The 23,720-nt window shown below is 46.4% G+C and carries 23 protein-coding genes and 2 riboswitches; of the genes, 2 read left to right on the plus strand and 21 right to left on the minus strand.

The features are described from left to right. Together Q5C82_RS18175 and Q5C82_RS18180 are read right to left on the minus strand one after the other, a co-directional pair. Positions 1-996 carry a DUF3048 domain-containing protein gene (locus Q5C82_RS18175; RefSeq protein ID WP_003219422.1) on the minus strand — a complete coding sequence of 332 codons (996 nt, stop codon included), beginning with the start codon at positions 994-996 and terminating at the stop codon, positions 1-3. Between the two features lie 26 nt (positions 997-1,022). Then, a complete protein-coding gene (locus Q5C82_RS18180; RefSeq protein ID WP_003219420.1) occupies positions 1,023-2,765 on the minus strand; it encodes an adenine deaminase in 1,743 nt (580 codons plus the stop codon). 129 nt (positions 2,766-2,894) lie between these two features. Between Q5C82_RS18180 and Q5C82_RS18185 the strand changes: the two genes are divergently transcribed. Then, positions 2,895-3,128 (plus strand): DUF2892 domain-containing protein, encoded by a 234-nt coding sequence (locus Q5C82_RS18185; RefSeq protein ID WP_003219419.1) that lies wholly within the window; start codon positions 2,895-2,897, stop codon positions 3,126-3,128. A 14-nt stretch (positions 3,129-3,142) separates the two neighbouring features. On the opposite strand, the gene Q5C82_RS18190 is transcribed toward Q5C82_RS18185, so the two are convergent. Beyond that, positions 3,143-4,417, minus strand: coding sequence for an APC family permease (locus tag Q5C82_RS18190; RefSeq protein ID WP_003219418.1), 1,275 nt, complete (start codon positions 4,415-4,417; stop codon positions 3,143-3,145). Positions 4,418-4,560: 143 nt separating this feature from the next. Between Q5C82_RS18190 and Q5C82_RS18195 the strand changes: the two genes are divergently transcribed. Then, positions 4,561-4,983 carry an Lrp/AsnC family transcriptional regulator gene (locus Q5C82_RS18195; RefSeq protein ID WP_003219417.1) on the plus strand — a complete coding sequence of 141 codons (423 nt, stop codon included), beginning with the start codon at positions 4,561-4,563 and terminating at the stop codon, positions 4,981-4,983. Between the two features lie 39 nt (positions 4,984-5,022). Here Q5C82_RS18195 and purD read toward each other — a convergent pair whose 3' ends face one another. The 18 genes from purD to guaA all read right to left on the minus strand — a co-directional run bounded on the left by purD (position 5,023) and on the right by guaA (position 23,699). Continuing rightward, a complete protein-coding gene (purD, locus tag Q5C82_RS18200) occupies positions 5,023-6,291 on the minus strand; it encodes a phosphoribosylamine--glycine ligase (RefSeq protein WP_003219416.1) in 1,269 nt (422 codons plus the stop codon). Between the two features lie 15 nt (positions 6,292-6,306). Next, positions 6,307-7,845 carry a bifunctional phosphoribosylaminoimidazolecarboxamide formyltransferase/IMP cyclohydrolase gene (gene purH / locus Q5C82_RS18205; RefSeq protein WP_003219415.1) on the minus strand — a complete coding sequence of 513 codons (1,539 nt, stop codon included), beginning with the start codon at positions 7,843-7,845 and terminating at the stop codon, positions 6,307-6,309. Further along, on the minus strand, positions 7,842-8,429 hold the full coding sequence (purN, locus tag Q5C82_RS18210; RefSeq protein WP_003219414.1) for a phosphoribosylglycinamide formyltransferase: 588 nt from the start codon (positions 8,427-8,429) through the stop codon (positions 7,842-7,844). Before purN ends, purH begins: the two co-directional genes overlap by 4 nt. Then, positions 8,426-9,466: a phosphoribosylformylglycinamidine cyclo-ligase gene (gene purM, locus Q5C82_RS18215; protein WP_003219413.1), complete on the minus strand. Its 1,041-nt coding sequence runs from the start codon at positions 9,464-9,466 to the stop codon at positions 8,426-8,428. The genes purN and purM overlap by 4 nt, the downstream gene beginning before the upstream one ends. A 100-nt stretch (positions 9,467-9,566) precedes the next feature. Then, positions 9,567-10,997 (minus strand): amidophosphoribosyltransferase, encoded by a 1,431-nt coding sequence (gene purF / locus Q5C82_RS18220; protein WP_032727235.1) that lies wholly within the window; start codon positions 10,995-10,997, stop codon positions 9,567-9,569. After that, positions 10,973-13,201 carry a phosphoribosylformylglycinamidine synthase subunit PurL gene (gene purL, locus Q5C82_RS18225; RefSeq protein WP_003219411.1) on the minus strand — a complete coding sequence of 743 codons (2,229 nt, stop codon included), beginning with the start codon at positions 13,199-13,201 and terminating at the stop codon, positions 10,973-10,975. Before purL ends, purF begins: the two co-directional genes overlap by 25 nt. Then, positions 13,185-13,868, minus strand: a complete 684-nt coding sequence (purQ, locus tag Q5C82_RS18230) for a phosphoribosylformylglycinamidine synthase subunit PurQ (RefSeq protein WP_003219410.1) — start codon at positions 13,866-13,868, stop codon at positions 13,185-13,187. Before purQ ends, purL begins: the two co-directional genes overlap by 17 nt. Then, positions 13,865-14,119: a phosphoribosylformylglycinamidine synthase subunit PurS gene (gene purS, locus Q5C82_RS18235; RefSeq protein ID WP_003219409.1), complete on the minus strand. Its 255-nt coding sequence runs from the start codon at positions 14,117-14,119 to the stop codon at positions 13,865-13,867. Before purS ends, purQ begins: the two co-directional genes overlap by 4 nt. Beyond that, positions 14,112-14,837 (minus strand): phosphoribosylaminoimidazolesuccinocarboxamide synthase, encoded by a 726-nt coding sequence (gene purC, locus Q5C82_RS18240; RefSeq protein WP_003219408.1) that lies wholly within the window; start codon positions 14,835-14,837, stop codon positions 14,112-14,114. Before purC ends, purS begins: the two co-directional genes overlap by 8 nt. Positions 14,838-14,911: 74 nt before the next feature. After that, the gene (purB, locus tag Q5C82_RS18245; RefSeq protein ID WP_003219407.1) at positions 14,912-16,207 is read right to left on the minus strand and encodes an adenylosuccinate lyase; all 1,296 of its coding nucleotides are present in this window, start codon (positions 16,205-16,207) and stop codon (positions 14,912-14,914) included. Further along, entirely contained in the window at positions 16,204-17,346 is a 1,143-nt protein-coding gene (gene purK / locus Q5C82_RS18250) for a 5-(carboxyamino)imidazole ribonucleotide synthase (protein WP_032727237.1), read from the minus strand. Before purK ends, purB begins: the two co-directional genes overlap by 4 nt. Then, complete coding sequence (purE, locus tag Q5C82_RS18255) at positions 17,339-17,827, minus strand: 5-(carboxyamino)imidazole ribonucleotide mutase (protein ID WP_003219405.1); 489 nt, start codon at positions 17,825-17,827, stop codon at positions 17,339-17,341. Before purE ends, purK begins: the two co-directional genes overlap by 8 nt. A 140-nt stretch (positions 17,828-17,967) precedes the next feature. After that, positions 17,968-18,069: riboswitch (purine riboswitch) on the minus strand. A 79-nt stretch (positions 18,070-18,148) separates the two neighbouring features. Next, positions 18,149-18,346: an NETI motif-containing protein gene (locus Q5C82_RS18260; RefSeq protein ID WP_003219403.1), complete on the minus strand. Its 198-nt coding sequence runs from the start codon at positions 18,344-18,346 to the stop codon at positions 18,149-18,151. Continuing rightward, positions 18,346-18,900, minus strand: a complete 555-nt coding sequence (locus Q5C82_RS18265; protein WP_003219396.1) for a DUF2179 domain-containing protein — start codon at positions 18,898-18,900, stop codon at positions 18,346-18,348. The genes Q5C82_RS18260 and Q5C82_RS18265 overlap by 1 nt, the downstream gene beginning before the upstream one ends. Before the next feature lie 214 nt (positions 18,901-19,114). After that, positions 19,115-19,282, minus strand: coding sequence for a Fur-regulated basic protein FbpA (locus Q5C82_RS18270; RefSeq protein ID WP_003219394.1), 168 nt, complete (start codon positions 19,280-19,282; stop codon positions 19,115-19,117). A gap of 158 nt (positions 19,283-19,440) precedes the next feature. Beyond that, a complete protein-coding gene (locus Q5C82_RS18275) occupies positions 19,441-20,244 on the minus strand; it encodes a hypothetical protein (RefSeq protein ID WP_003219392.1) in 804 nt (267 codons plus the stop codon). A 210-nt stretch (positions 20,245-20,454) separates the two neighbouring features. Continuing rightward, positions 20,455-21,777 carry a hypoxanthine/guanine permease PbuG gene (pbuG, locus tag Q5C82_RS18280; RefSeq protein WP_003219390.1) on the minus strand — a complete coding sequence of 441 codons (1,323 nt, stop codon included), beginning with the start codon at positions 21,775-21,777 and terminating at the stop codon, positions 20,455-20,457. A gap of 135 nt (positions 21,778-21,912) precedes the next feature. Next, positions 21,913-22,014: riboswitch (purine riboswitch) on the minus strand. A 143-nt stretch (positions 22,015-22,157) separates the two neighbouring features. Continuing rightward, positions 22,158-23,699, minus strand: coding sequence for a glutamine-hydrolyzing GMP synthase (gene guaA / locus Q5C82_RS18285; RefSeq protein ID WP_003219388.1), 1,542 nt, complete (start codon positions 23,697-23,699; stop codon positions 22,158-22,160). Positions 23,700-23,720 lie beyond the last annotated feature (21 nt).

The raw sequence follows: 23,720 nt of genomic DNA on the forward strand, positions 1-23,720 counted from the left end.
TTACACACCTTCTCCTTTACTAATGGAAGCCGCATCGAGATCAGGCACGATATTAATCCAAGTCTTTCCTGGCACAAACGGGAGCCATTTGCCGTCTTTTAACGGCACAATTCTACCGTTTACTTGTTTCCAGTCTGTTTCAATAACGTTTCCGTGCTGAAACAACAGACCTCTCCCCCCTGATTCCAGGTCGATGTCCCGCCTTCCATCTTGATCAATAGTATGATGGCTGGCTTCAACAATGAAAATATTTTGCATTGCAACCGGCTTTCCGGTTTCCCGGTCTGTCGTTATGACACCATCAGAGCTTCTTGTATAAGCTTCAGCTTTTTTATCATATTTGTATTCGACAAGATTTGTAACGTTCTTTGTTCCATAATCTACCCGAACATTGTAAGATTCATTTGCAGGTTTTGCTTCTGATGTTTGAAACAGCAGCGGATCTGTTTCCCGCTTCAGCTCATATCCCTTTTGTTCCGCCGCCTTTTTTATGTAATCATAAGACGTGTAGGAATTGTGGGGCGGTTTGCTGAAATCAGCTCTCCAAAATAAGCTTCCGTCAAAATCCAATCCGTTCATATAATCGGCAGCTCCGGATTCCAGCTGCTCTTTGGCGCCAGGACTCCAGCCGTGATGGACAAATATGCTGTCAAAGCCATCGCTGAGAGTGACGAAATATTCCCGCGCGCTTCGCACAGGTCCGACAATTTCAGGCATCTGGCTTTGGAAAATGGCCAGAAATCTTGTAATTTGCCCTTCGGCCAGCGCTTCTATGACAATGTCGGCTTTAGACAGTCCTGATTGTGGCCTCGCCTTCGGGTGATTGTTCACCACAACAGCAACAGGCCGGCGTTCAGTCACCTTCTGTTCAGTCTCCAGTCCCGTCAAAGGAGCTTTCAGCTTCTTTTCAACATTCGGGACAGCATCCTTCTGCTGGCAGGATACCAGCAGAAAAAACACGAAAAACAGCACGCAACCTGTCATCCATTTTTTCATATGTCGGCTCCCCGCTCTTTTATATTTTAACGCATTATCGATGGAAAGAGTACAGTTTTTTTCATGACGTCGAAGATTCCTCTCGGCGTAATGCGTATATACGGAAGGTGCGTACTTTGCAAAAAGAGCAGCGTATAGACGGGATCACAAAACTCGTAGCCTCTTTCAGTCAAAAGATCTCTCAGTTTTTGTTCCTTCTCCAGCACTTCTTCATATGCTTCCGAAGAGGCGCAGCCGCACAGCGCAAGCGGAATTTCATGCAGAATGTTCCCGTTTTCCGCAAGGACGATTCCTCCCCCGATCTCTTTCATGCGGGCGAAAGCGAGCAGCATATCCGCTTTATTTTTTCCGATCGCGACAATATCGCCTGTCGTTGTAAAGGAGCTCACAAATCCCTGCACGCTTGAGGCAAAACCTTTTATTATCGTATTGACGCGCCATTTCCCATGTCTGTCAAGCATCGTCAAATAACTTTCATCATGGTCAAATGAGAGCTGTTCCATCGAATTGTCGATCTCAATCATATATGGCTCCATAATGACCGCATTCCGCATTTTCACGCCCATCGGCATGGAAAACTGCAAATCATCCATCGTCATATCATATGAAAGCTCAAGCGGGACAAGACCGCCTTTGCTCCAGCCCGTCTTTGTAAACGCCTTCAAATCACAGCCGTCCTCACGAAGGATGATCCCTTTTGACAGAACGGTAACGGGATCCGGATTTAACGGATCTTCAAGTATATTTAGCGATGCCATTCTTCCCGGTCCGACAACTCCTAAATAATCATCCATTTGGTAATACTTCGCAATATTAAATGATGCCATATTGTAGGCATCGATTGCCGGAACTCCTTCTTCTAACGCGATGCGGATCAGCTCGTTTGTCATGCCGCCTTTATAGAAATTCGGCGTCGCGCCGTCTGTCGTGTAAAAGAAATGGTCATAATAGCGGAAACCCTTCTCATGCAGCTCCTGTAAGATTTTTCTTACATCAGGGCGAATGGAAGAGTTCCGAAGGGAAACATAGTAGCCCAGTTCCAGCCTTCTCATCACTTCATCACCTGTCATCGCTTCATGGTCACAATCCGCTCCGAACAGCTTCATTTTTGTAAGCGTTTTATCTGAAGCGCCGGGAAAATGCCCTTCAATGCGTTTCCTCTGCTTCTTTGTAGCTTGCATGCAGTGAAGCATTAAATCATCACCATCTACCAAACGAGGCCATCCGGTCATTTCTCCGCCTTGAATCACATCCGGATGTTCAATCCACTGCTTTCTGACATCAAACGGAAGAACGTGATCCTCGTTCAGAACCTCGGTCTGGAGGTCATAGCGTGACCACCAAAAATATTGAACAGGCTGCTTTTTGAGTTCATTTAAAATAGTAAGCGCTTTCTTTTTTCCGCTTTGTAAAAGCAAAAATAAGTTATCATTCACAAATGTCGTTGTTCCGTATTGAGACACATATTCCGCCAGCGTTTGGGGATTATATATTTGAAAAGGATGTGCGTGCGGTTCGATATACCCTGGCACAATGTATTTTCCTTCACAATCAATCGTACGAATTTCTTCGGCTCTATTCGGAAGTTCATGACCTACATAAACAATGCGGTCCTGATAAATCCAAATGTTTTTTTTCAGCCATTGTTTTACATATGGATTTAAGACGAGAGCATTCCGTAAAAGGAGCGTTGGAAGCAGCTTTGAGTCTACAACATCAACCTGTGCCCTGATGTCTTTGTTTTTCCAGTTTAAGGTGCGTTCGGACATTCACATACTCTCCTTTACATGTATTAGACTCATGTTATCACATCCTTCCTCATCACGCACGGTATAAACGTTACAAATTTTTGAAGGTTCGATTAAAAAACTTTTTTAAGTGAAAAGGAGCGGATTTCCATGAAGCCAAACATCAGTCTCGTCAATGCTGTCTTCAGAATCGCCTGCGGACTGACGATTATGTCAGCCGCCAGCGCAAAGTTTACAAAAAAGCCTTGGTGCAGAATGCACCTCTTTTACATCTTTATGGGGGCCTTAAAAGCAGGTTCGGGAATCTTGCGCTTCTGCCCTGTGACCTACATGGTTCAAAACGGCGCTTCCGACAATAACGAACAGGAGCATCAAAACAGATAAACAAAAAAGCTTGCTCACGAAACGTGATCAAGCTTTTTCTCACGACATTCCTTTGTCTTCATATAGAGATACCCTACGGCTGCCAGTGCTGCCGGATAAAGGAGTGCCCAGCCGCTGAAAGAGTAAATCACAGCGCACGCCGCAAACGCCCCGAACGCCATCCACCAGCCTGAATCTCTCCAGCTCAGCAGTTTCAGCGCTGCCGCCATTGTACATATGTAAGATGCGATGAATGCCGCACTCGGCCCTTTTAACAGAGTTGTCAAATCGATTTGAAACAAGCCATATGCCCCAAGCACTAAACTAAACACTGCGGCAAGCGCTGTTAATACACGGATAGGCGTATGTTTTGTCTCACTGAGTTTCCCAAAATATACAGGAATGTGCCCCTCTCTCGCCAATGCATACACCATTCTGGAAAAACCCGCAATATTGGCATGAATGGTGGCGAATGTGATAAACAGAGCTAAACATACCGTTACATATACTCCGCTTTCCCCCGCTCCTTTTGATATGAGCATGGCAAGCGATGCGATTTCTCCATTCTCTCCATATGAATGAGTCCCCACCGTCACAAATGACAGCATGATATACAGCCCCGCCACACAAGCCGCTCCCAAGTACAAGCTGAGCGGGACATCTTTTTCAGGACGATGAAATTCCTCAGCCAATGGGGTAATCATTTCCCAGCCTACAAAAGAGAAAAAAATCATAACTGAAACAGATCCTGCGGCAGACCAGCCATGCGGAAGAAACGGTTCGAATTCTGCTGCTTTAACGTGAGGCAGTGACACGGCAACAGAAGTGACAAGCAGAAATACGATGACACAAATGACGAGTGTACTGATGTTCGCGGATAGTTGAATGCCTCTCATATGAAGCAAAATGGAGACAGCCAGCATACAGCATGCAATCAAAGTAATCTGCCAATCCGAAGCCTCTGTAACGTAACTGACGTAATGCGCGCCAGTCAAAGCGATGACGGGAACGCCGATTGGAACAGACCCTAACATGATCCAGCCCAAAACCGCTCCGGCTTTTTTCTGAAAAGCCAGCTGCACGTAAGCCGTGATTCCTCCTGCGCTGGGCGCTATTTTCACAAGCCGGGCCAGTGTGCCGACAAGAAGAAAAGATAAGAAAGACATGAACACCCAAACGAATAAAGAAGCGGGACCGGCTGCGTCAGCAGTGACAGACGGCAGGATTAATATCCCGCAGCCTAAAACGGCCCCAATCGTTAATGCCGTCCCTTGTATCCAAGTGATCGAACGCTGCAATTCAGGCAACATGATGCCTCCTCTCCCGTTGATGGCTTTATTATAAGAAAAATAAGACGGCATCCATATGCTACAATTAAGTTAAATCAACCGCATTACCTTATGATAAAAGGAATTTTCACAAATTCGCTTAAACATGTAAAGGAGCCAGACAAATGGACGATACAGATCTTCACATTCTCTCGCATTTGCAGCGAAATGGCAGATTAACGATGGTTGAGCTGGGAAAGCTTGTCGGCCTAAGCTCTCCAAGCGCGGCGGAACGTGTCAGGAAGCTGGAAGACAAAGGAGTGATTACCGGCTACAGCGCGAATATCTGTTACGAAAAACTAAACAAGCATGTCACGGCTTTTATCCTGATGGAGCCGAAAAGCTGCAAACACTACGCCGCCTTTGCAAAAGCGCACCCGGATGTGGCAGAAAACCACCGCATTACAGGGATGTACAGCTATGTGACAAAAGTGGTGACAGAATCGGTACATACGCTCGAAGATTTTATTGACGCTTCGATGGACCACGGAAAACCGACCACGCTCGTTGTCCTTTCTTCTTCCGCTCACCACCCCGCTTTCGCATAACAAAAAAACCCGCAGCTCAATCTGCGGGTTTTCTTCACTTTATTTTAGAGCAGCTTTTAAAGCGCGTGCCCCTATGTCTTTTCTGAAAAAGAGTCCAGGCTTGATGATCTCATCAACGGCTGTATACACTCGGTCTCTCGCCGCTTCAAACGATTCATCAAAAGCCGTCACATTGGCGACGCGTCCGCCGTTTGTGACGAACTCTCCGCCTTCTGCTTTCGTTCCGGCATGGAAGACCACAACCTGCTCAGTTTCCGCTGCAAGGCTGCCGATCGGCGTGCCTTTTGCGTAGCTTTCCGGGTACCCTTCTGAAGCAAGCACAACACTTACAGCCGCGGTATCCTTCCACCTTAAGTCAACTTCCTTATCATCCAAAAGATCAAGAAGCACCTGTACCAGATCAGATTCCATGCGTGGAAGCACGACCTGAGTTTCCGGATCGCCAAAACGGGCATTAAATTCGATGACCTTCGAGCCGTTTTCAGTGAGCATTAATCCCGCGTACAAAACGCCAGTGAAGGAACGGCCTTCTTGTACCATTGCTTTTGCAGCGGGCTTGACGATTGTTTCTACAGCATGACGGACAGTTTCTTCCGAAATTTGCGGAACTGGAGAGTATGCGCCCATTCCACCCGTATTCGGGCCTTTGTCTCCGTCAAACGCCCGCTTGTGATCCTGGGCAATCACCATTGGATACACCTTTTCACCTTTGACGAATGCCATCAGAGAAAATTCTTCGCCGGAAAGAAATTCTTCAATGACAACAGACGCGCTCGCATCACCGAACTTTTCATCCTCAAGGAAATCATGCAGACATGCAATCGCTTCTTCCTCTGTCATAGCAACTGTAACGCCTTTTCCAGCCGCAAGTCCATCTGCTTTTATAACAATCGGAGCGCCTTTTTCCTGCACATATGCCTTTGCCTCTTCAAAAGATGTAAACGTGTCGTATTCTGCGGTCGGTATGTCGTATTTCTTCATTAAATCCTTAGCGAACTGTTTGCTTCCTTCGATGATCGCAGCGGCTTTTGACGGGCCGAATACACGCAGACCGGCTTTTTCGAATTCATCCACTAAACCTTCAATTAAAGGAACCTCAGGGCCAACAATCGTTAGGCCGACCTGATTTTCTTTTGCAAACGAGACAAGCCCGGCGTGGTCGCTTTCCTCAATGTTTACAAGCTGTGCGGAAGCTGCCATGCCGTCATTTCCAGGAGCGGCAAATACCGTATCAACAAAGCTGCTTTGCGCCACCTTCCATGCCAGCGTATGCTCTCTTCCGCCTTTACCGATAATTAATACATTCACGTCGTTTTCATCCCCTTAATGTTTGAAGTGTCTAATACCGGTGAATACCATGGCAATGCCGTACTCATCCGCTTTTTTGATGGAATCCTCATCACGTACAGATCCCCCCGGCTGAATGATAGCCGTAACGCCTGCTTTTGCCGCTTCTTCGACAGTATCCGGCATTGGGAAAAATGCATCAGATCCAAGTGCGCTGCCTTTCGCTTTTTCTCCTGCTTGCTCGATGGCAATTTTCGCTGATCCGACGCGGTTCATTTGGCCCGCTCCTACACCGACTGTCATGTTATCCTTCGCGAGAACGATCGCATTTGATTTCACATGCTTTACGACTTTCCAAGCAAGCTTTAAGTCTTCCCACTCTTGCTCGCTCGGCTCTCTTTTTGTCGGAATGCTGATCTCGGCATCATCGAAGCCGTGCATATCTAAATCTTGAATCAGCAGTCCGCCTTGAACGGATGTCAGCTGTTTTTCTTTTTGAACGGTAGCTGTCACATCAAGCGTCATCAGACGAAGATTTTTCTTCGCAGTCAGGATGTGAAGTGCTTCTTGGCTGAATGAAGGCGCAATGATAATTTCTAAGAAAATGTTGTGAAGCGCTTCGGCAGTTGCCTTGTCCACTTCACGGTTAAGAGCGATAATGCCGCCGAAGATAGATGTTTTATCCGCTTCAAACGCTCTGTCGAAGGCTTCTGAAATCGTTTTTCCTGTTCCAACGCCGCACGGATTCATATGCTTCACGGCAACCGCAGCCGGCTCAGTGAATTCACGGACGATTTGAACTGCTGCATCTGCGTCTTTAATGTTGTTGTAAGAAAGCTCTTTGCCGTGAAGCTGTTCCGCTTGCGCAATGGAGCCTTTAACAGGAAGTGCTGTTTGATAGAATGTTGCTTCCTGATGCGGGTTTTCCCCGTAGCGAAGCGATTGTTTTTTCTCAAATGTTACAGTGAATTGTTCTGGTTCTTTTTCACCGACAACGTTTGTCAGATAGTCAGCGATCAGTGCATCATATGCCGCAGTATGACGGAATACTTTTGCCGCCAGCTCGCGTTTTTTCTGAAGGGATACGCCGCCTTCTTCTTTGATTTGATTCAGCACTGGGCTGTAATCCGCTGGATCAACGATAACCGTCACATCCTGATGGTTTTTTGATGCCGCACGCAGCATGCCCGGTCCGCCGATGTCGATATTTTCGATCGCTTCTTCATATGTGACATCTTCTTTAGAAATCGTTTCTTTAAATGGATAGAGGTTGACGACAACGAGGTCAATCGGCTGAATCCCGTGTTCATTGATCTGCGCCATATGCTCTTCATTGCCGCGAACCGCCAGAAGACCGCCGTGAATATTCGGATGAAGTGTTTTGAGCCGTCCATCCATAATCTCAGGAAAGCCTGTCACTTCAGAAATTCCGATGACATTCACACCGTTTTCTTGAAGAAGCTTTTTCGTTCCGCCCGTTGAAATGACTTCAACGCCAAGCTCTGTTAATTCTTTTACGAAAGGAACGAGATTTGTTTTATCTGAAACACTGATTAATGCACGTTTAATGGTCATGCCTTTTCACCTCTGTTATTTAATCCTAATAGCTGTTTAATCACACTTGGATACCATTTATGCTCAAGCTTGTGAATCCGCTGTTCAATTGTTTCCAATGTATCATGTTCGTCAATTTCGATTGCCTTTTGAGCGATGATCTGGCCTGTATCCATTCCTTCATCGACATAATGCACGGTGATCCCGGCCACCTTCACACCCGCGCGGTACGCCTGTCCAACTGCGTCGATCCCGGGGAACGCCGGAAGAAGTGACGGGTGAATGTTAATGATTTTTCCTCCGTATGCCTCAAGCAGCGTATCACCTATCAGCCTCATATAACCGGCAAGAACAATCAATTCAACGTCATGAAGATGAAGCTGTTCGATAATGGCCCGTTCAAATGCGGCCTTGTTTTCATAAGACTTCGGCTCAAATGCAAAGGATGGAATGTGAAATGTTTCCGCCCGTTCGATGACTTTCGCCTGCGGTTTGTCGCAAACGAGGAGCGATACGGACGCATCCCAATTCTCCTCTTTCAAACGCGTGACGATGGCTTCGAAGTTTAAACCGTTTCCTGATGCAAATACCGCAAACTTTTTCATGAAAGTGCCGCACCGCCGAATGTGACGCCTTCGCCTTGTTTCACACGCCCGATCAAATAGGCGTTTTCGCCTTGGCTCTCAAGCGTTCCGATCACATCTGTCAGATGCTCTTCTTTGACAGCCAAAACAAAGCCGATGCCCATATTAAAGACGTTGAACATGTCTTCTTCCTTCAGCTTGCCATACTCTTGCAGGAAAGAGAAAATCGGCGGGATCGGCCAAGAGCCGTGATCGATTTCCGCGCTTAAGCCTTCCGGAAGCATGCGCGGGATATTTTCGATGAATCCTCCGCCTGTCACGTGTGCCATGCCGTCGATTTTTCCGCTTTTCATCGCGGCAAGCACAGGCTTCACGTAAATTCTTGTTGGTTCAAGCAGCTCCTCGCCAAGCGGGCGGTCAAATGGTTCGTATGTTGTATCAAGATCAAGCTCCGCATCATCCAGAAGCACTTTTCTTACAAGGGAAAATCCGTTACTGTGAAGACCGCTGGAGCTGAGGCCGATCAAAAGATGACCTTCTTTGATGTTTTCTCCAGTCACGATTTCGTCCTTTTCCGCCACTCCGACTGAGAAACCGGCAATATCGTATTCATCTGCTGTATATAATCCCGGCATCTCAGCCGTTTCGCCGCCGACTAAGGCTGAACCTGACTGCTCACAGCCGTTCGCTACACCTTGTACGATCTGCTCAATTTTCATAGGGTCCGCTTTTCCGACCGCTAAATAATCAAGAAAAAACAACGGCTCTGCGCCTTGTGCCAGCACATCATTGACACACATCGCAACAGCGTCAACGCCAATCGTGTCATGCTTATCCATGGAAAAAGCGAGCTTTAATTTGGTGCCGACACCGTCCGTTCCCGAAATTAAAACAGGTTTTTGATAAGAAAGCTCAGACAGGTCAAACATGCCGCCAAAACCGCCAAGGCTGCCCATAACGCCAAGCCGTTTTGTGCGCTCCACATGTTTTTTCATTCGTTTTACAGCTTCATATCCGGCTTCGATGTCAACTCCTGCGTTTTTATATGCTTCAGACATCCTATTCACTCCTTTAAGGCGCTTTTCAAAATATCTCCCCGAACGAGGGCAGAAAGAGAAAGGCAGCCGAACTGCGCTGCCTTTATGTCATTTTCAAGTTTTATTTGGTTAATACTGCTTCTTTTACATGAGGAAGCACTGTATCCTGGTAAATTTCAGTCGGATATTTTCCTGTAAAGCAAGCGAGACACTGTCCGCAATTAGAGTCATCGTATTTTCTGCCGATGCCTTTCAGCAGCCCTTCCACACTCAAAAATGAGAGGGTGTCCGCCCCGATTTCCTGACGGATTTCTTCAACTGAATGGGAAGATGCGATCAGTTCTTCATGTGTGGAAGTATCAATGCCGTAAAAGCACGGATGAGCGATCGGCGGTGAACTAATTTTCACATGCACCTCTGTTGCACCCGCTTCTCTTAGCATCGTGACAATCCGGCGGCTTGTTGTTCCGCGCACGATAGAGTCATCTACCATGACGACGCGTTTTCCTTCTACAACCCCGCGAACCGCAGATAGTTTCATTCTGACGCCTTGCTCGCGCAGAGCCTGAGACGGCTGAATAAACGTTCTGCCGACATATCGGTTTTTGATTAAGCCCAGCTCATACGGGATGCCTGTTGCTTCTGCATAGCCGATCGCAGCTGAAATACTGGAATCCGGAACCCCTGTTACGACATCAGCTTCAACTGCGGATTCCTGAGCCAGCATTTTCCCAAGGTTTTTACGCGCACTGTGCACGTTAATGCCGTCAATATTACTGTCAGGTCTGGAGAAATAAATATACTCCATGCTGCAAATGGAACGGTTGATATTCATAGAGAATCGCTCTGATTTCATGCCTTCATCATTGATGATCAGCATTTCACCCGGTTCTACCTCACGAAGATACGTTGCGCCGACGACATCAAATGCGCATGTTTCTGATGCGACGACATAAGCGTCGCCCAGCATGCCGATGGATAGCGGTCTAAGCCCGTTCGGGTCAAGCGCTACGATCATTTCTGTTTCGGTCATGATCAGGAACGCGTAGGCGCCTTTCAGCATGGAAAGCGAGTTTTTTATTTGATCCTTCAGCGTGAAGTGGCCGCTTCTTTTGATCAGGTGAGCCAAAACCTCTGTGTCCGAAGAGGTTTGAAAAATGCTCCCTTGATTTTCGAGCTGCTGCTTCAGCTGGGTGGCGTTGACAAGGTTTCCGTTATGGGCAAGCGCCAGACTGCCGTTGCTTTGGGAACGGAAGAGGAGCGGCTGTACATTTTCGTATCCGCCGCCTCCAGCCGTCGCATACCGAACGTGCCCGATTGCGCCTTTTCCCTTTACTTTGCTGAGCTCGCCATTTTGAAACACTTCAGTGATCAGCCCTTGGCCTTTGTGCGCCGTCAGTTTTTCACCGTCAGTTGCTACAATGCCAGCCCCCTCCTGTCCTCGGTGCTGGAGGCTGTGGAGGCCGTAATACGTGATTTGCGGGGCTTCTTCATGTCCCCAAATCCCAAATACGCCGCACTCTTCATTTAAGCCTTTGATTTCAGCAAGCATGGGATAGCTCCTTTCCATGCGCGCTCAAGCTCTTTCGTTTGCGCATGAATCAATTGTTGTCCGTCTTGGTTTTGAATCGCCAGAATACCATCAGCCGTTACCTCACCGATATGAACTGCATCTTTCACAGCTGCTTCAAACGCTGCTTGATGTTCTTTTTTCACTGAAACGACGAAGCGGGATTGAGATTCAGAGAATAATAATGCTGCTTCTCCTTCAACAGTCACGTTTGCGCCAAGATTTTCTGCCGTCATGACACTTTCTGCAATCGCTACGCCTAAACCGCCTTCAGACACATCATGCGCAGATTGAACAAAGCCTTTTTTAATCGCATCAAGCAATGCTCTTTGGCGTGACAGTTCTACATCAAGATCGATTTGCGGTGCTTTTCCATAAATACTGCCTTCTGTCATTTTTTGCAGCTCGCTTCCGGCAAACTCAGGTTTTGTTTCGCCAATCACGTATACGAGATCTCCCGCCTGTTTGAAATGCTGTGTTGTAATGTGTGCTGTATCTTCAATTAAGCCGACCATGCCGATAACAGGTGTCGGGTAGATCGCCGTGCCGTTTGATTCGTTATAAAGCGATACGTTTCCGCCGATAACCGGTGTGCTGAGAACATTGCACGCCTCGCTGATGCCGTCAGCCGCTTTTTCGATCTGCCAGAAGATTTCCGGTTTCTCCGGGTTTCCGAAGTTAAGGTTATCTGTGACTGCAAGCGGTTCTGCGCCTGAGCAAATGATGTTGCGCGCCGCTTCAGCGACAGCGATTTTCCCGCCGACTTCAGGATCGAGATAGAGATAACGCGCGTTACAGTCTGTCGTCATCGCCAGCGCCTTTTTCGTTCCGCGGATTCTGAGAACACCCGCATCAGACCCAGGAGCGACAACTGTATTCGTCCGCACCATGTAGTCATACTGATCGTAAACCCACTCTTTGCTTGCGATCGTCGGCTGCTGCAGGAGCGCCTTCAGTGTTTCATTCGCATCATCAATTTGAGGAGCCGGAACGTCCGTCTCTAAAAACTCGCGGTAGTATGCTGGTTCTTGAGAAGGCTTGTGGTAAACCGGAGCTTCTTCTGCCAAGGCATCAACAGGCAGCTCACACACAACCTCACCTTTGTGTGTCAGGCGAAGCATTTTATCATCTGTCACACGTCCGACAGAAACCGCTTCTAGATCGTACTTGTCAAAAATATCGATAATTTCCTGCTCACGTCCGCGCTCGATGACCAAAAGCATCCGTTCCTGTGATTCAGAAAGCATCATTTCATACGCAGTCATGCCTGTTTCACGCTGAGGAATCAGGTCAAGATTCATCTCAATACCAGAACCCGCTTTACTTGCCATTTCCGCACTTGAGCTTGTTAAACCGGCAGCTCCCATATCCTGAATGCCGACTAACGCATCACATTGGATGACTTCCAGACATGCTTCAAGCAAAAGCTTCTCCATAAACGGATCGCCGACTTGAACAGCAGAGCGCTTTTCTTCAGACGAATCAGACATTTCTTCAGAAGCAAACGTAGCACCGTGGATTCCATCACGCCCCGTTTTTGCTCCTACGTACATTACTGTGTTGCCGACACCCTTCGCCTGGCCTTTTTTGATGTCTTCATGGTTGATTAAACCGACGCACATTGCGTTGACGAGCGGATTTCCTTCATAGCTGCTGTCAAACTGCACTTCTCCGCCGACTGTCGGGATGCCGATACAGTTGCCGTATCCGGCGATACCCGCTACTACTTCTTCAAACAAGTACTTCACACGCGGTGAAGTCAGTTCACCAAATCGAAGAGAGTTCAATACAGCGATTGGACGGGCACCCATTGAGAAAACGTCACGGATAATGCCGCCTACGCCAGTCGCAGCGCCTTGGTAAGGTTCGAGAGCTGATGGGTGGTTATGTGATTCAATTTTGAACACAACCGCTTGGTTGTCACCGATATCAACGATTCCGGCACCTTCCCCCGGACCTTGCAGCACACGCTCGCCGCTTGTCGGGAATTTACGCAGAATCGGCTTTGAGTTTTTGTAGCTGCAATGCTCTGACCACATGACAGAAAAAATTCCGATTTCTGTGTAGTTCGGCAATCTGCCAAGAATGGATTCAATCAATGCAAACTCATCATCACTGACACCCATTTGCTGATACATTTTCTCTTCTTTTATTTGTTCTTTACTTGGTTCAAGCAGTAGTGACATGAGTTTCCCTCCAATTTTTCACGATAGACTGAAACAATTTAAGACCGTCGGCGCTTCCAAGCAGTTCATCGACCGCGCGCTCAGGGTGAGGCATCATGCCTAATACGTTGCCTTTCTCATTCACGACACCGGCAATGTCGCTGACACTTCCGTTAATATTGGAGCCGTATGTGAAAGCAATTTGATTGTTTTCTTTCAATGAAGCAAGCGTTTCGTCATCACAGTAGAAATTTCCTTCACCATGGGCAACCGGGATTGTAATCGATTGGCCCTTTTCGTAGGAAGATGTGAATAATGTTTCGTCGTTCTGAACAATTAATTCAACCGGACGGCAAATGAACTTCAAATCTTTGTTGCGTCTCATTGCGCCTGGCAGAAGGCCAAGCTCCTGTAAAATCTGGAATCCATTGCAGACGCCGAGAACTGGTTTTCCTTCAGCCGCCGCCTGTTTGACAGCTGGCATAATATTCGCAAACCGGGCGATAGCGCCGCATCTCAAGTAATCGCCGTAAGAAAACCCTCCCGGAATTAACACGCCGTCGAAGCCGTCAAGTCTTGTTTCCTCATGCCAGACGTATTCCACTTCATGGCCGAGCTCATCCTTTACAGCATGATACATATCGATATCACAGTTGGAGCCTGGTAACACAATCACCGCAAATTTCACTGTGCGACTACCTCCTCAACTTCGTATCTGTAATCTTCAATCACTGTATTCGCTAGAAGTTTTTCGCACATTTCTTTTACTAGGACGTCAAGGTCACGGTCAGATTTTTCAATGGTAAGCTCCATGTATTTTCCGATGCGCACATCTTGAACTTCGTTATAAGTCATACTGTGCAAGGCATGCTGGACAGCGCTCCCTTGTGGATCTAGTACACTTTCTTTTAAGCTGACATAAACTTTTACTTTATACATGATGAATGCCTCCCAGTCTTTTGAAAATCTCTTCGTATGCGTCGGTTAAGCTTCCCAGATTGCGTCTGAATAAATCTTTATCCAGCTTTTCGTTCGTGTCTTTATCCCACAAGCGGCATGTATCAGGTGAAATTTCATCCGCCAAAAGCACTTGCCCGTCTGCATCTAAACCGAATTCAAGCTTGAAATCTATTAATCTGACATGACAATCGTCAAAAATAGCTTGAAGCTCTTCATTTACTGTTTTTGTAATGGACTTAATGGTTTCTACCTGCTCAGGAGTTGCCGCTTTTAAGAGCCAAATATGATCTTCTGTGATGAGCGGATCACCCAGCGCGTCGTCCTTGTAGTAAAACTCGATAATCGGCTGTTCAAGCTCTGTGCCTTCTGGAATGCCGAGACGTTTGGACATGCTGCCTGCTACAACATTTCTGACTACGACTTCAAGCGGCACAATCGTTACCTTTTTAATGAGCTGCTCTGTTTCCGAAATGCGCTCGATAAAGTGGTTGTTAATGCCTTTAGCATGAAGGTGTTTGAAAATGAAGCTTGAAATCTCGTTATTTAAGCGCCCTTTTCCGCTGATTTCCTCCTTTTTTTCTCCGTTAAAGGCAGTTGCGGAATCTTTATACACCACATACAACGTGTTTTCATCATCGGTTTTGTAGATCTTTTTTGCTTTTCCTTCGTATAAAAGTTCATTCTTCACAATATTCACGGAAGGCCTCCTAACCCGAATGTTGGGAATTTTCAAACTATGACGGCGTAGAAGAAGCCGCCTAAAAGCTTCTTCTATGCTAAACCTAAACGTTCAAAGATCAGATCAACATTTTTCAGATGGTAGTTGTAATCAAAGCAGTCAGCAATTTTTTCCGAAGAAAGACGGGACGTGATTTTCTCTTCCGCTTCCACAAGTTCACGGAACGGCACTTGTTTTTCCCATGCCTCCATTGCTTTCGGCTGCACTGTGTCATAAGCTTCTTCACGAGTCAGGCCTGTGTCAATCAAAGCAAGCAGCACGCGCTGAGAGTAGATAAGGCCGAGAGTGCGGTCCATGTTGCGCTTCATGTTTTCCGGGAAGACCGTTAAGTTCTTCACGATGTTAGAGAAGCGGTTCAGCATGTAGTTCAGCGCGATTGTCGCATCCGGAAGAATAATCCGTTCTGCTGAAGAGTGAGAAATATCGCGCTCATGCCATAATGGAACATTTTCGTAAGCCGTCATCATGTAGCCGCGGATCACGCGTGCCATGCCTGTCATGTTTTCGGAACCGATCGGATTGCGTTTGTGCGGCATTGCAGATGAACCCTTTTGCCCTTTCGCGAAAAATTCCTCAACTTCGCGTGTTTCACTCTTTTGCAGTCCGCGGATTTCCACTGCGAATTTTTCGATGCTTGTCGCGATCAAAGCAAGTGTCGCCATATAGTCAGCATGGCGGTCACGCTGAAGGGTTTGAGTTGAAATCGGTGCTGCTTTCAAGCCGAGCTTCTCACATACATATTGTTCAACAAATGGGTCAATGTTCGCATATGTGCCCACAGCGCCGGAAATCTTCCCAACCTCGATGCCTTCTTTCGCTTGTTTGAAACGCTCAAGATTCCGTTTCATTTCCTCATGCCAAAGCGCAAGTTTTAAGCCGAATGTTGTAGGCTCAGCGTGTACGCCGTGTGTGCGCCCCATCATGACTGTGTATTTATGTTCTTTCGCTTTTTCTTTTATAATGTCAACAAATCTCTCAAGGTCCTTGAGCAGAATATCGTTTGCCTGTTTTAATAAGTAAGAAAGAGCAGTATCAACAACGTCAGTTGACGTTAAACCGTAGTGCACCCATTTTCTTTCTTCACCCAGTGATTCGGAAACGGCGCGTGTAAAAGCGACAACGTCATGGCGCGTGTCCTGTTCGATTTCTAAAATGCGGTTGATGTCAAATGACGCGTTCTCCCGCATGAGCTTTACGTCTTCTTTTGGAATGACGCCCAGCTCCGCCCACGCTTCACAGGCAAGAATCTCCACCTCCAGCCATGCTTGAAATCTGTTTTCATCCGTCCAAATCGCGGACATTTCAGGTCTTGAATAACGTTCGATCATTCTGCTTGTCCTCCGTCTCTATTCATCCATTTATTTGTGATCTCCTGAATCCAATGGTCTTCAGGTTGCTTCATAAATGTAATATGCCCCATTTTGCGGCCTTTTTTGATTTCATGTTTTCCGTATATATATAGCTTTGCTTCTTTTAAAAGCTCCGGCTCTTCCTCAACAAGCTTCACTTCATCGCCGAGAAGATTCACCATCATACCCGGCTTCAGCAAATCTGTTTTCCCGAGCGGAAGGCCGCATACCGCTCTGATATGCTGTTCAAACTGGCTCGTTTCGCAAAGGTCCAGTGTATAATGCCCTGAATTGTGCGGTCTTGGCGCCAGTTCATTGACCAAAAGCTCTCCGTCTTCAGTCAGGAACATCTCAACAGCAAGCGGTCCGACAAGGTTAAGCTCGTCTGCAAGCTTAACGGCCAAATCAGCAGCCTTCTTCTGAATCCCTACCTCCACCCGTGCAGGCACGATGCTTTGGAACAGAATATTGTTGTGGTGAATGTTTTCAGCTGCCGGAAATGTTGCAATTTCGCCGTTTATCGATCTGACGACGATCACCGACAGTTCCATTTTAAAAGAAACCCAGCTTTCGAGAATGCAGGTTCCGTGTTCTAAAAGAGCTGCAGCCTGCTCAATTTGCGCCTCTTCCTTGATCACAAATTGGCCTTTGCCGTCGTATCCGCCGCGACATGTTTTCAGGACTGCTGGAAGCCCAAGCTCCTGTACCGCCTGTTTCAGTTCATCCTTTGTTTTGACGATGCTGTACGGCGCGACTCCACAGCCCGCGGCTTGAATTGCTTTTTTCTCCGTTTCACGGTTTTGGGTAATGAGCAGCAGCTCACTTCCTTGCGGGAGATACGCATGACCTTTTAGCCAATGCAGCGCATCATAGTCGATGTTTTCAAACTCATATGTGATGATGTCGCTGATGTCAGCCAATTTTCGAATCGCTTCACGGTCATTGTAATGAGCGGTAATTTCGATATCCGCAACCTGCCCGCACGGTGAATCTTTCACCGGATCAACGACCGCGACTTTATACCCCATTTGTTTGGCGGACACAGCCATCATTTTCCCAAGCTGGCCGCCGCCGATCATGCCGATGACAGCTCCCGGATAGATGATTTGTTTAGACAAGCTGATCACTGCTTTCTAACACCGTCTGTTTTGTATTTTCTCTTCTCTCATCCAGCTTACGGGCAAGATCTTCGTCAAAAGCTGACAAAATTTGCGCCGCTAACAGGCCTGCGTTCACAGCTCCCGCTTTGCCGATGGCTGTTGTCGCAACAGGCACGCCTCCAGGCATTTGCACGATAGAAAGAAGTGAATCCAGCCCGTTCAGCGCCTTGGACTGAACCGGGACTCCAATGACCGGCAGAGTTGTTTTCGCCGCCGTCATCCCCGGAAGATGGGCCGCTCCTCCGGCACCGGCGATAATCACCTTGATGCCTCTTTCTCTGGCAGTTTCAGCGTATTCAAACATGAAATCAGGCGTCCGGTGAGCGGAAACGACCTTTTTTTCGTACGGAACATTGAGTTCGTCAAGTATGTCGCATGCGTTTTTCATTGTCTCCCAATCGGAAGTGCTTCCCATGATGATTCCTACTAGCGGCTGCATTCTGTCCCCACCTTCTAATGCTTTAGTTTTCAGAAAATAAAAAATACCCGCTCTGCATTGCACTTATGAGGAAGCAATACAAACCGGGCATGGTGCATGTATCGTCAGTCGTTCGCTTCTGCGATATATCCATGTCAGTTTTATCGATCACTTTCCTGCATAGTCCGGCAATTTACGGTTGCCGGGTAGAAACTTATGGGCCATATTCCCAAGATTATATGAGGTCGTGTTTTGATTTCATGTTTATCTTAACAACGGACATGGATAATGTCAACGATATTATCGAACGATACAAAAATTCATTCTACTAATGTTCGTGTTTTAGATCAATTTCCCTTCAAATACGATTTTTTTCCCGCACGGAACGATCTGAATTGACCCATTTTCCTTTTTCTCCATAAAAATAGGCTCTTCCATTCGCCGCACTGGCAGATATCCTTCTTCTTTCATTTGCTGAAGCACCGCATCAATCGTTTGCTGCTCTGTCACTTCAAACTTTTTCTTCTTCGGCTTTGCCATTATTCTTTAATTCTCCTCTTCTTCACCGCTTTGACCCAGAAGCCGCCATGGATTGTTTTTGGTTCATACGCAATAATAAAGGCTTTTGAATCAAGTGTTTTAATCGTATCATACAGCTGGAGTTCATATCTTCTCGGCGTCAGAATCTGAAGGGCTGTGCGGTCACCTTCAAGCCCGCCGGCCACCCAGTTTGTCACGCCGTAGCCTTTTTCACGGAGCTGCCTCGGAAGATCAAGATCGAGCTCCTTCGTAATCACATTGACCATAATATAGCCGAGCGCCAATTTCTCTTCTATTTTCATGCCGACAATCACGCCAAGACCGTAACCGATCGCGTACGCGATCACATTTTGAATCTGGTCTAAGTTATCGAGCACCAGACTCAGTCCTGTCACATAAACCAGTATTTCAATCGTACTGATGCCGGCCGCTAAATAACGCTGGCCTTTCAGCGTTAAAATCATTCTTATTGTAAAAAATGACACATAGACAATATTAATAATGAGAATTATGAGAACCATGGCTAACCCATTTGATAAGATGGTTTGCATCATTTTATTTCATCCCCCTACTCTTCAGCTTGCATAAAGCATTCATATTCTACTAGAGAAATGAGTCGTTTACAATGAGCTGAGGCCGTAAGCCTAAGGAAAATATTTCGACACGCTTTATGTGATTAAACAGTAGTAGTTTACCCTCTTTCTCACCTTTTCAAAATCAAAATAAAAAAGCCCGCTTTTCAGCAGACTCACCTCTTCTCATATATTGTCAGATCTCTTTTTTCATTTTCAGAAGGGACTTGTATTCTTTCTCAAGCTCACTCAGCGTATAATCAGCCAGCTGTTCCCCTCTTCCCTGATAAAATTCCGAGAGCAGTAATTTGGTTTTTAAAAATTGTTTCTTTTGATTAATCGCTCGGCGAAGTACATCAGCCATGTCCATCATCCTCCTTAAACATAAAGGTTTGTGCGCTGGACGTTTACAGCATTTTCCCTATCATACATGGATTAATCCTACAAATCAACTATGTTTTTTAGATATATTTGTAAAAAGTGTGACATAAAAAAACCGGCTATGAACAGCCGGTTTTTTCATTAAAGCGGAATCAGCGACGCCGTCAAATACTCAGAAATCAACGGCCAAGTCACCACCGCAAACAGCAGCGCTATCGCAACCACAGCAAATACACAATAGATATAGTCAATCGGTGCATCCTGTGCCGCCTGATACAGACGCTGAACATACAGCGCCATCATAAAAAAGATCGAAAACAAGATCAGCACTGTAAACAGAACTGTCAGCATCGGGATATTTACGATCGCAAAGATCAGCCAAAGGATTGAAACAGCAATCACCGGTACAAGCAATGAACCCAAACCGGCAGCCGCTTCCCTGAACGTCACCTTCTGCTTCATCATATAGCGGGAGACGGCCCATACGGCTAAGACCATGACCGCGAAAAAGAGAAGCAAATACACAAGAACGACTAAAAATCCGTCATAAAAAGCGTGGTGGCGTTCTCCGAAACCGAGCGGCCGATTCCAGCTCGCCTTTAACTGAAACCAGTTCCCGATTGAAAAGATCATACTGAATATAAGCATTGAGATCAGACCATACTTATAATGAGAAAAACCATCCGCTACGACGGTTTTCGCCGGTGATTTCAAAATCGAGAACGCAAAACCGCAATATCTGTTGATGGCTGCCCATACAGACGCAAGCTTGTCTTTAGCAGTTGATATACCGCGTTCCTGGCGCGGTTTCTGCTTTTGTTTTTGCTTCTGCTTGCTTTGCCTGCTCGCATTTCTGGACATTCTCGATAGCGGTTCCTCATCAGCATCTATTCTTTCACTCTGATTAACTTCTTCTTCAAACGTTTCTTTTCTTTCTTCCGTCATGTCAGCAACTCCTATCAAAAAAATACGGCGGAATACCATTCAGCAAGAAAATAAAACACTTATATAAGGTACCGAAGCCTTCCTGAACAGTCAAGTCATTTCCATTTAAGTAAAGCATGGCGGCACATCTACATGACGGTATATCGTATGAATTGGTTTTACCTTTTGCAACAAAAAAAACCAGCCGCCTCGGCAGCTGGTCTTCATTCTTTATTTTAAGAAGATAAAGTACAGGATAAATACGACAAACAGCCCGTACATGATCGGATGAACCTCTTTGGCTTTTCCTTTGCACACCATTGTAATCGGATAGAAAATAAATCCGATGGCAATCCCGGTCGCAATGCTGTACGTTAACGGCATCATGATCATGGTAAGGAAAGCGGGAACGGCCACCTCGAACTTATCCCAAGCGATTTTGCCAAGCGGCGCGACCATCAGTGCACCAACAATGATCAGTGCCGGCGCTGTTACGTTTGATGTAACGACTGATAGGAGCGGCGAGAAAAACGTAGCCAGTAAAAAGAGAATACCTGTTACAATTGCCGCAAATCCTGAACGGGCACCCGCAGCGACACCTGAGCTTGATTCAACGTAAGAAGTTGTTGTAGACGTACCAAGCACGGCTCCGATCACAATAGAAGATGAATCAGCTAAAAGCGCACGGCCCGCACGCGGCAATTTGTTTTCCTTCATTAAACCAGCTTGAGTTGCCACAGCAACAAGTGTACCTGCTGTATCAAAAAATCCGACAAACAAAAATGTTAAAATGACGATCAGCATTTGTACGGAGAAAATATCCGGCAGGTGAATCCAAGCTTGTCCGAACGTCGGCGCAAGGCTCGGCACACTTCCGACGATTTGAGACGGTACTGGAACCAAACCAAAAATCATGCCGGCAACCGCTGTTAACAGCATCCCGATAAACACGCCCGCGTTAACGCGAAGCACCATTAAAATAACCGTTACAATCACACCGAAAATCGTTAACAGCACAGGTCCGCTGTGAATGTTTCCGATGGTGACGAGTGTAGAAGGGTTTGCAGCAATGATTCCTGATCCCTGTAATCCAACGAATGTAATAAACAGGCCGATCCCCGCGCCGACTGCCAATTTCAGCTCAGGCGGAATGGCGTTGATGATTTTTTCACGAAAACCTGTTAAAGAAAGAGCAACAAAGATAAGACCTGAAATAAAAACACCAGACAAAGCTGCCTGCCAGGAAATGCCCATGCCAAGGACGACAGAAAACGCAAAAAACGCGTTCAGCCCCATACCGGGCGCAATGGCGATCGGATATCTCGCTATCAATCCCATTAAAATACAGCCTGCTGCAGACGCAAGCGCTGTCGCCGTAAAGACCGCACCTTGGTCAATTCTCAGCGCCTCCGGAAAATCTTTCACGCTCTCCAAAGCAAGTGTAATCGGATTGACGAACAGAATATATGCCATAGATAAAAAAGTCGTTAATCCGCCAATGATTTCATTGCGATAGCTGGTGCCCAGCTCATCAAACTGAAAAAACGTTTTCAAGCTATTTGACTCCCTTCACTCTTTGCTATTTATTCTGTCCTGAAAACGCCAAATAAAAAACGCCCCAATACATTTTGGGACGCTTGACTACAGACGGATTTCAGTTTGAATAAATAAACGTGTTTTATTTATATCAAACGAAAGAAATGTTTACGTAGTCAAGCCATTTACGGTAGCTTGGTAGAGACTTGCGAGCCATATCCCCGCGATTATACGAATTCATCTTATTTGATTTCTGTGTCTATTGTACCAACTTCGATTTGAATTGACAATATAAAAAACGAACAATAGTCGGATGAAATTCGATTTTGTTCGTAATAAACAGAAAAAACCATCTTCTTGGCAAAATCGCCTAAAAGATGGTTTCCGTTAATTGTTTATTATTCCCACTCAATCGTCGCAGGCGGCTTACTTGTAATATCGTACACCACGCGGTTAATGTGCTTCACTTCGTTTACGATACGTGTAGAAATGACTTCAAGCACATCCCACGGGATACGCGCCCAGTCAGATGTCATGCCGTCGATTGATGTAACGGCGCGGATTCCGATTGTGTAATCATACGTTCTTGCATCACCCATAACACCAACGCTGCGGATGTCAGGAAGAACAGTGAAGTATTGCCAGATATCACGCTCTAATCCGTGATTTGCTACTTCTTCACGCAAAATCGCATCTGATTCACGAACGATTTCCAGTTTTTCTTCTGTTACTTCGCCAAGAACGCGGATTCCGAGGCCCGGTCCTGGGAAAGGCTGGCGCCATACGATTTCATCCGGAATGCCGAGCTCTGTGCCAAGCGCGCGCACTTCGTCTTTGAAAAGCGTGTTTAACGGCTCGATCAGTTCAAACTGCATGTCTTCAGGAAGCCCGCCGACATTGTGGTGAGATTTGATCGTTTGCGCCGTTGCAGTACCGCTCTCGATGATATCAGTGTAGAGCGTTCCTTGTGCAAGGTAGTCGATGCCTTTGAGCTTGTCCGCTTCATCATCGAACACGTAAATGAATTCATTACCGATGATTTTGCGTTTTTGCTCAGGATCAGAAACGCCTTTTAGTTTATTTAAGAATCTGTCTTTTGCGTCTACTTTAATCACGTTCATGTTAAAGCCTTCGCTGAATGTTTTCATAACACCTTCAGCCTCGCCTTTACGGAGAAGACCATGGTCTACAAAGATACAAGTCAGCTGGTCGCCGATCGCTTTATGAATCAAAACAGCAACAACAGAGGAATCAACGCCGCCGCTTAGCGCGCATAGAACCTGTTTGTCCCCGACCGTTTCACGGATTTTTTGCATTTCGATTTCGATAAAGTTCTCCATTGACCATTTGCCTTCACAATCGCAAACGCCGAATACAAAGTTTTTCAGAAGGTCATTGCCGTATTCAGAGTGGCGCACTTCCGGGTGGAACTGAACGCCGTACCATTTTTTGTCGGCTTTGCTCATCGCTGAATTCGGGCAGTGATGGCTTGTCGCGTCAACCGTGAAGCCTTCAGGAACTTCTACAACCAAATCGCCATGGCTCATCCAAACCACTTGTTCGTTCGGAAGATCTTTGAACAAATCAGGTGTGCCTTCGATGTGGATGTTTGCTTTTCCGTATTCACGCTGGCTTGCCGCTTCAACTTTACCGCCAAGGTAATGAGTCATCAGCTGCATGCCGTAGCAAATTCCCAAAACAGGAATATCAAGCTCGAAGATTTTTTCGTCACAGCGGAAAGAGTTTTCATCATACACACTGTTTGGACCGCCGGATAAAATAATTCCTTTTGGATTCATTTCTTTAATTTCTTCAGCCGTCAATGTATGGGGATGCAGCTCGCTGTATACACCGAATTCACGGATACGGCGTGTAATCAGCTGGTTATACTGACTGCCGAAATCAAGGACAAGAATCATTTCATTCACTAACTTTGTCATGGTTGTCACCTAATCTCCTCT

Origin of the sequence: uncultured Bacillus sp., assembly GCF_958411575.1 — a bacterium.
Classification (GTDB): domain Bacteria; phylum Bacillota; class Bacilli; order Bacillales; family Bacillaceae; genus Bacillus; species Bacillus spizizenii.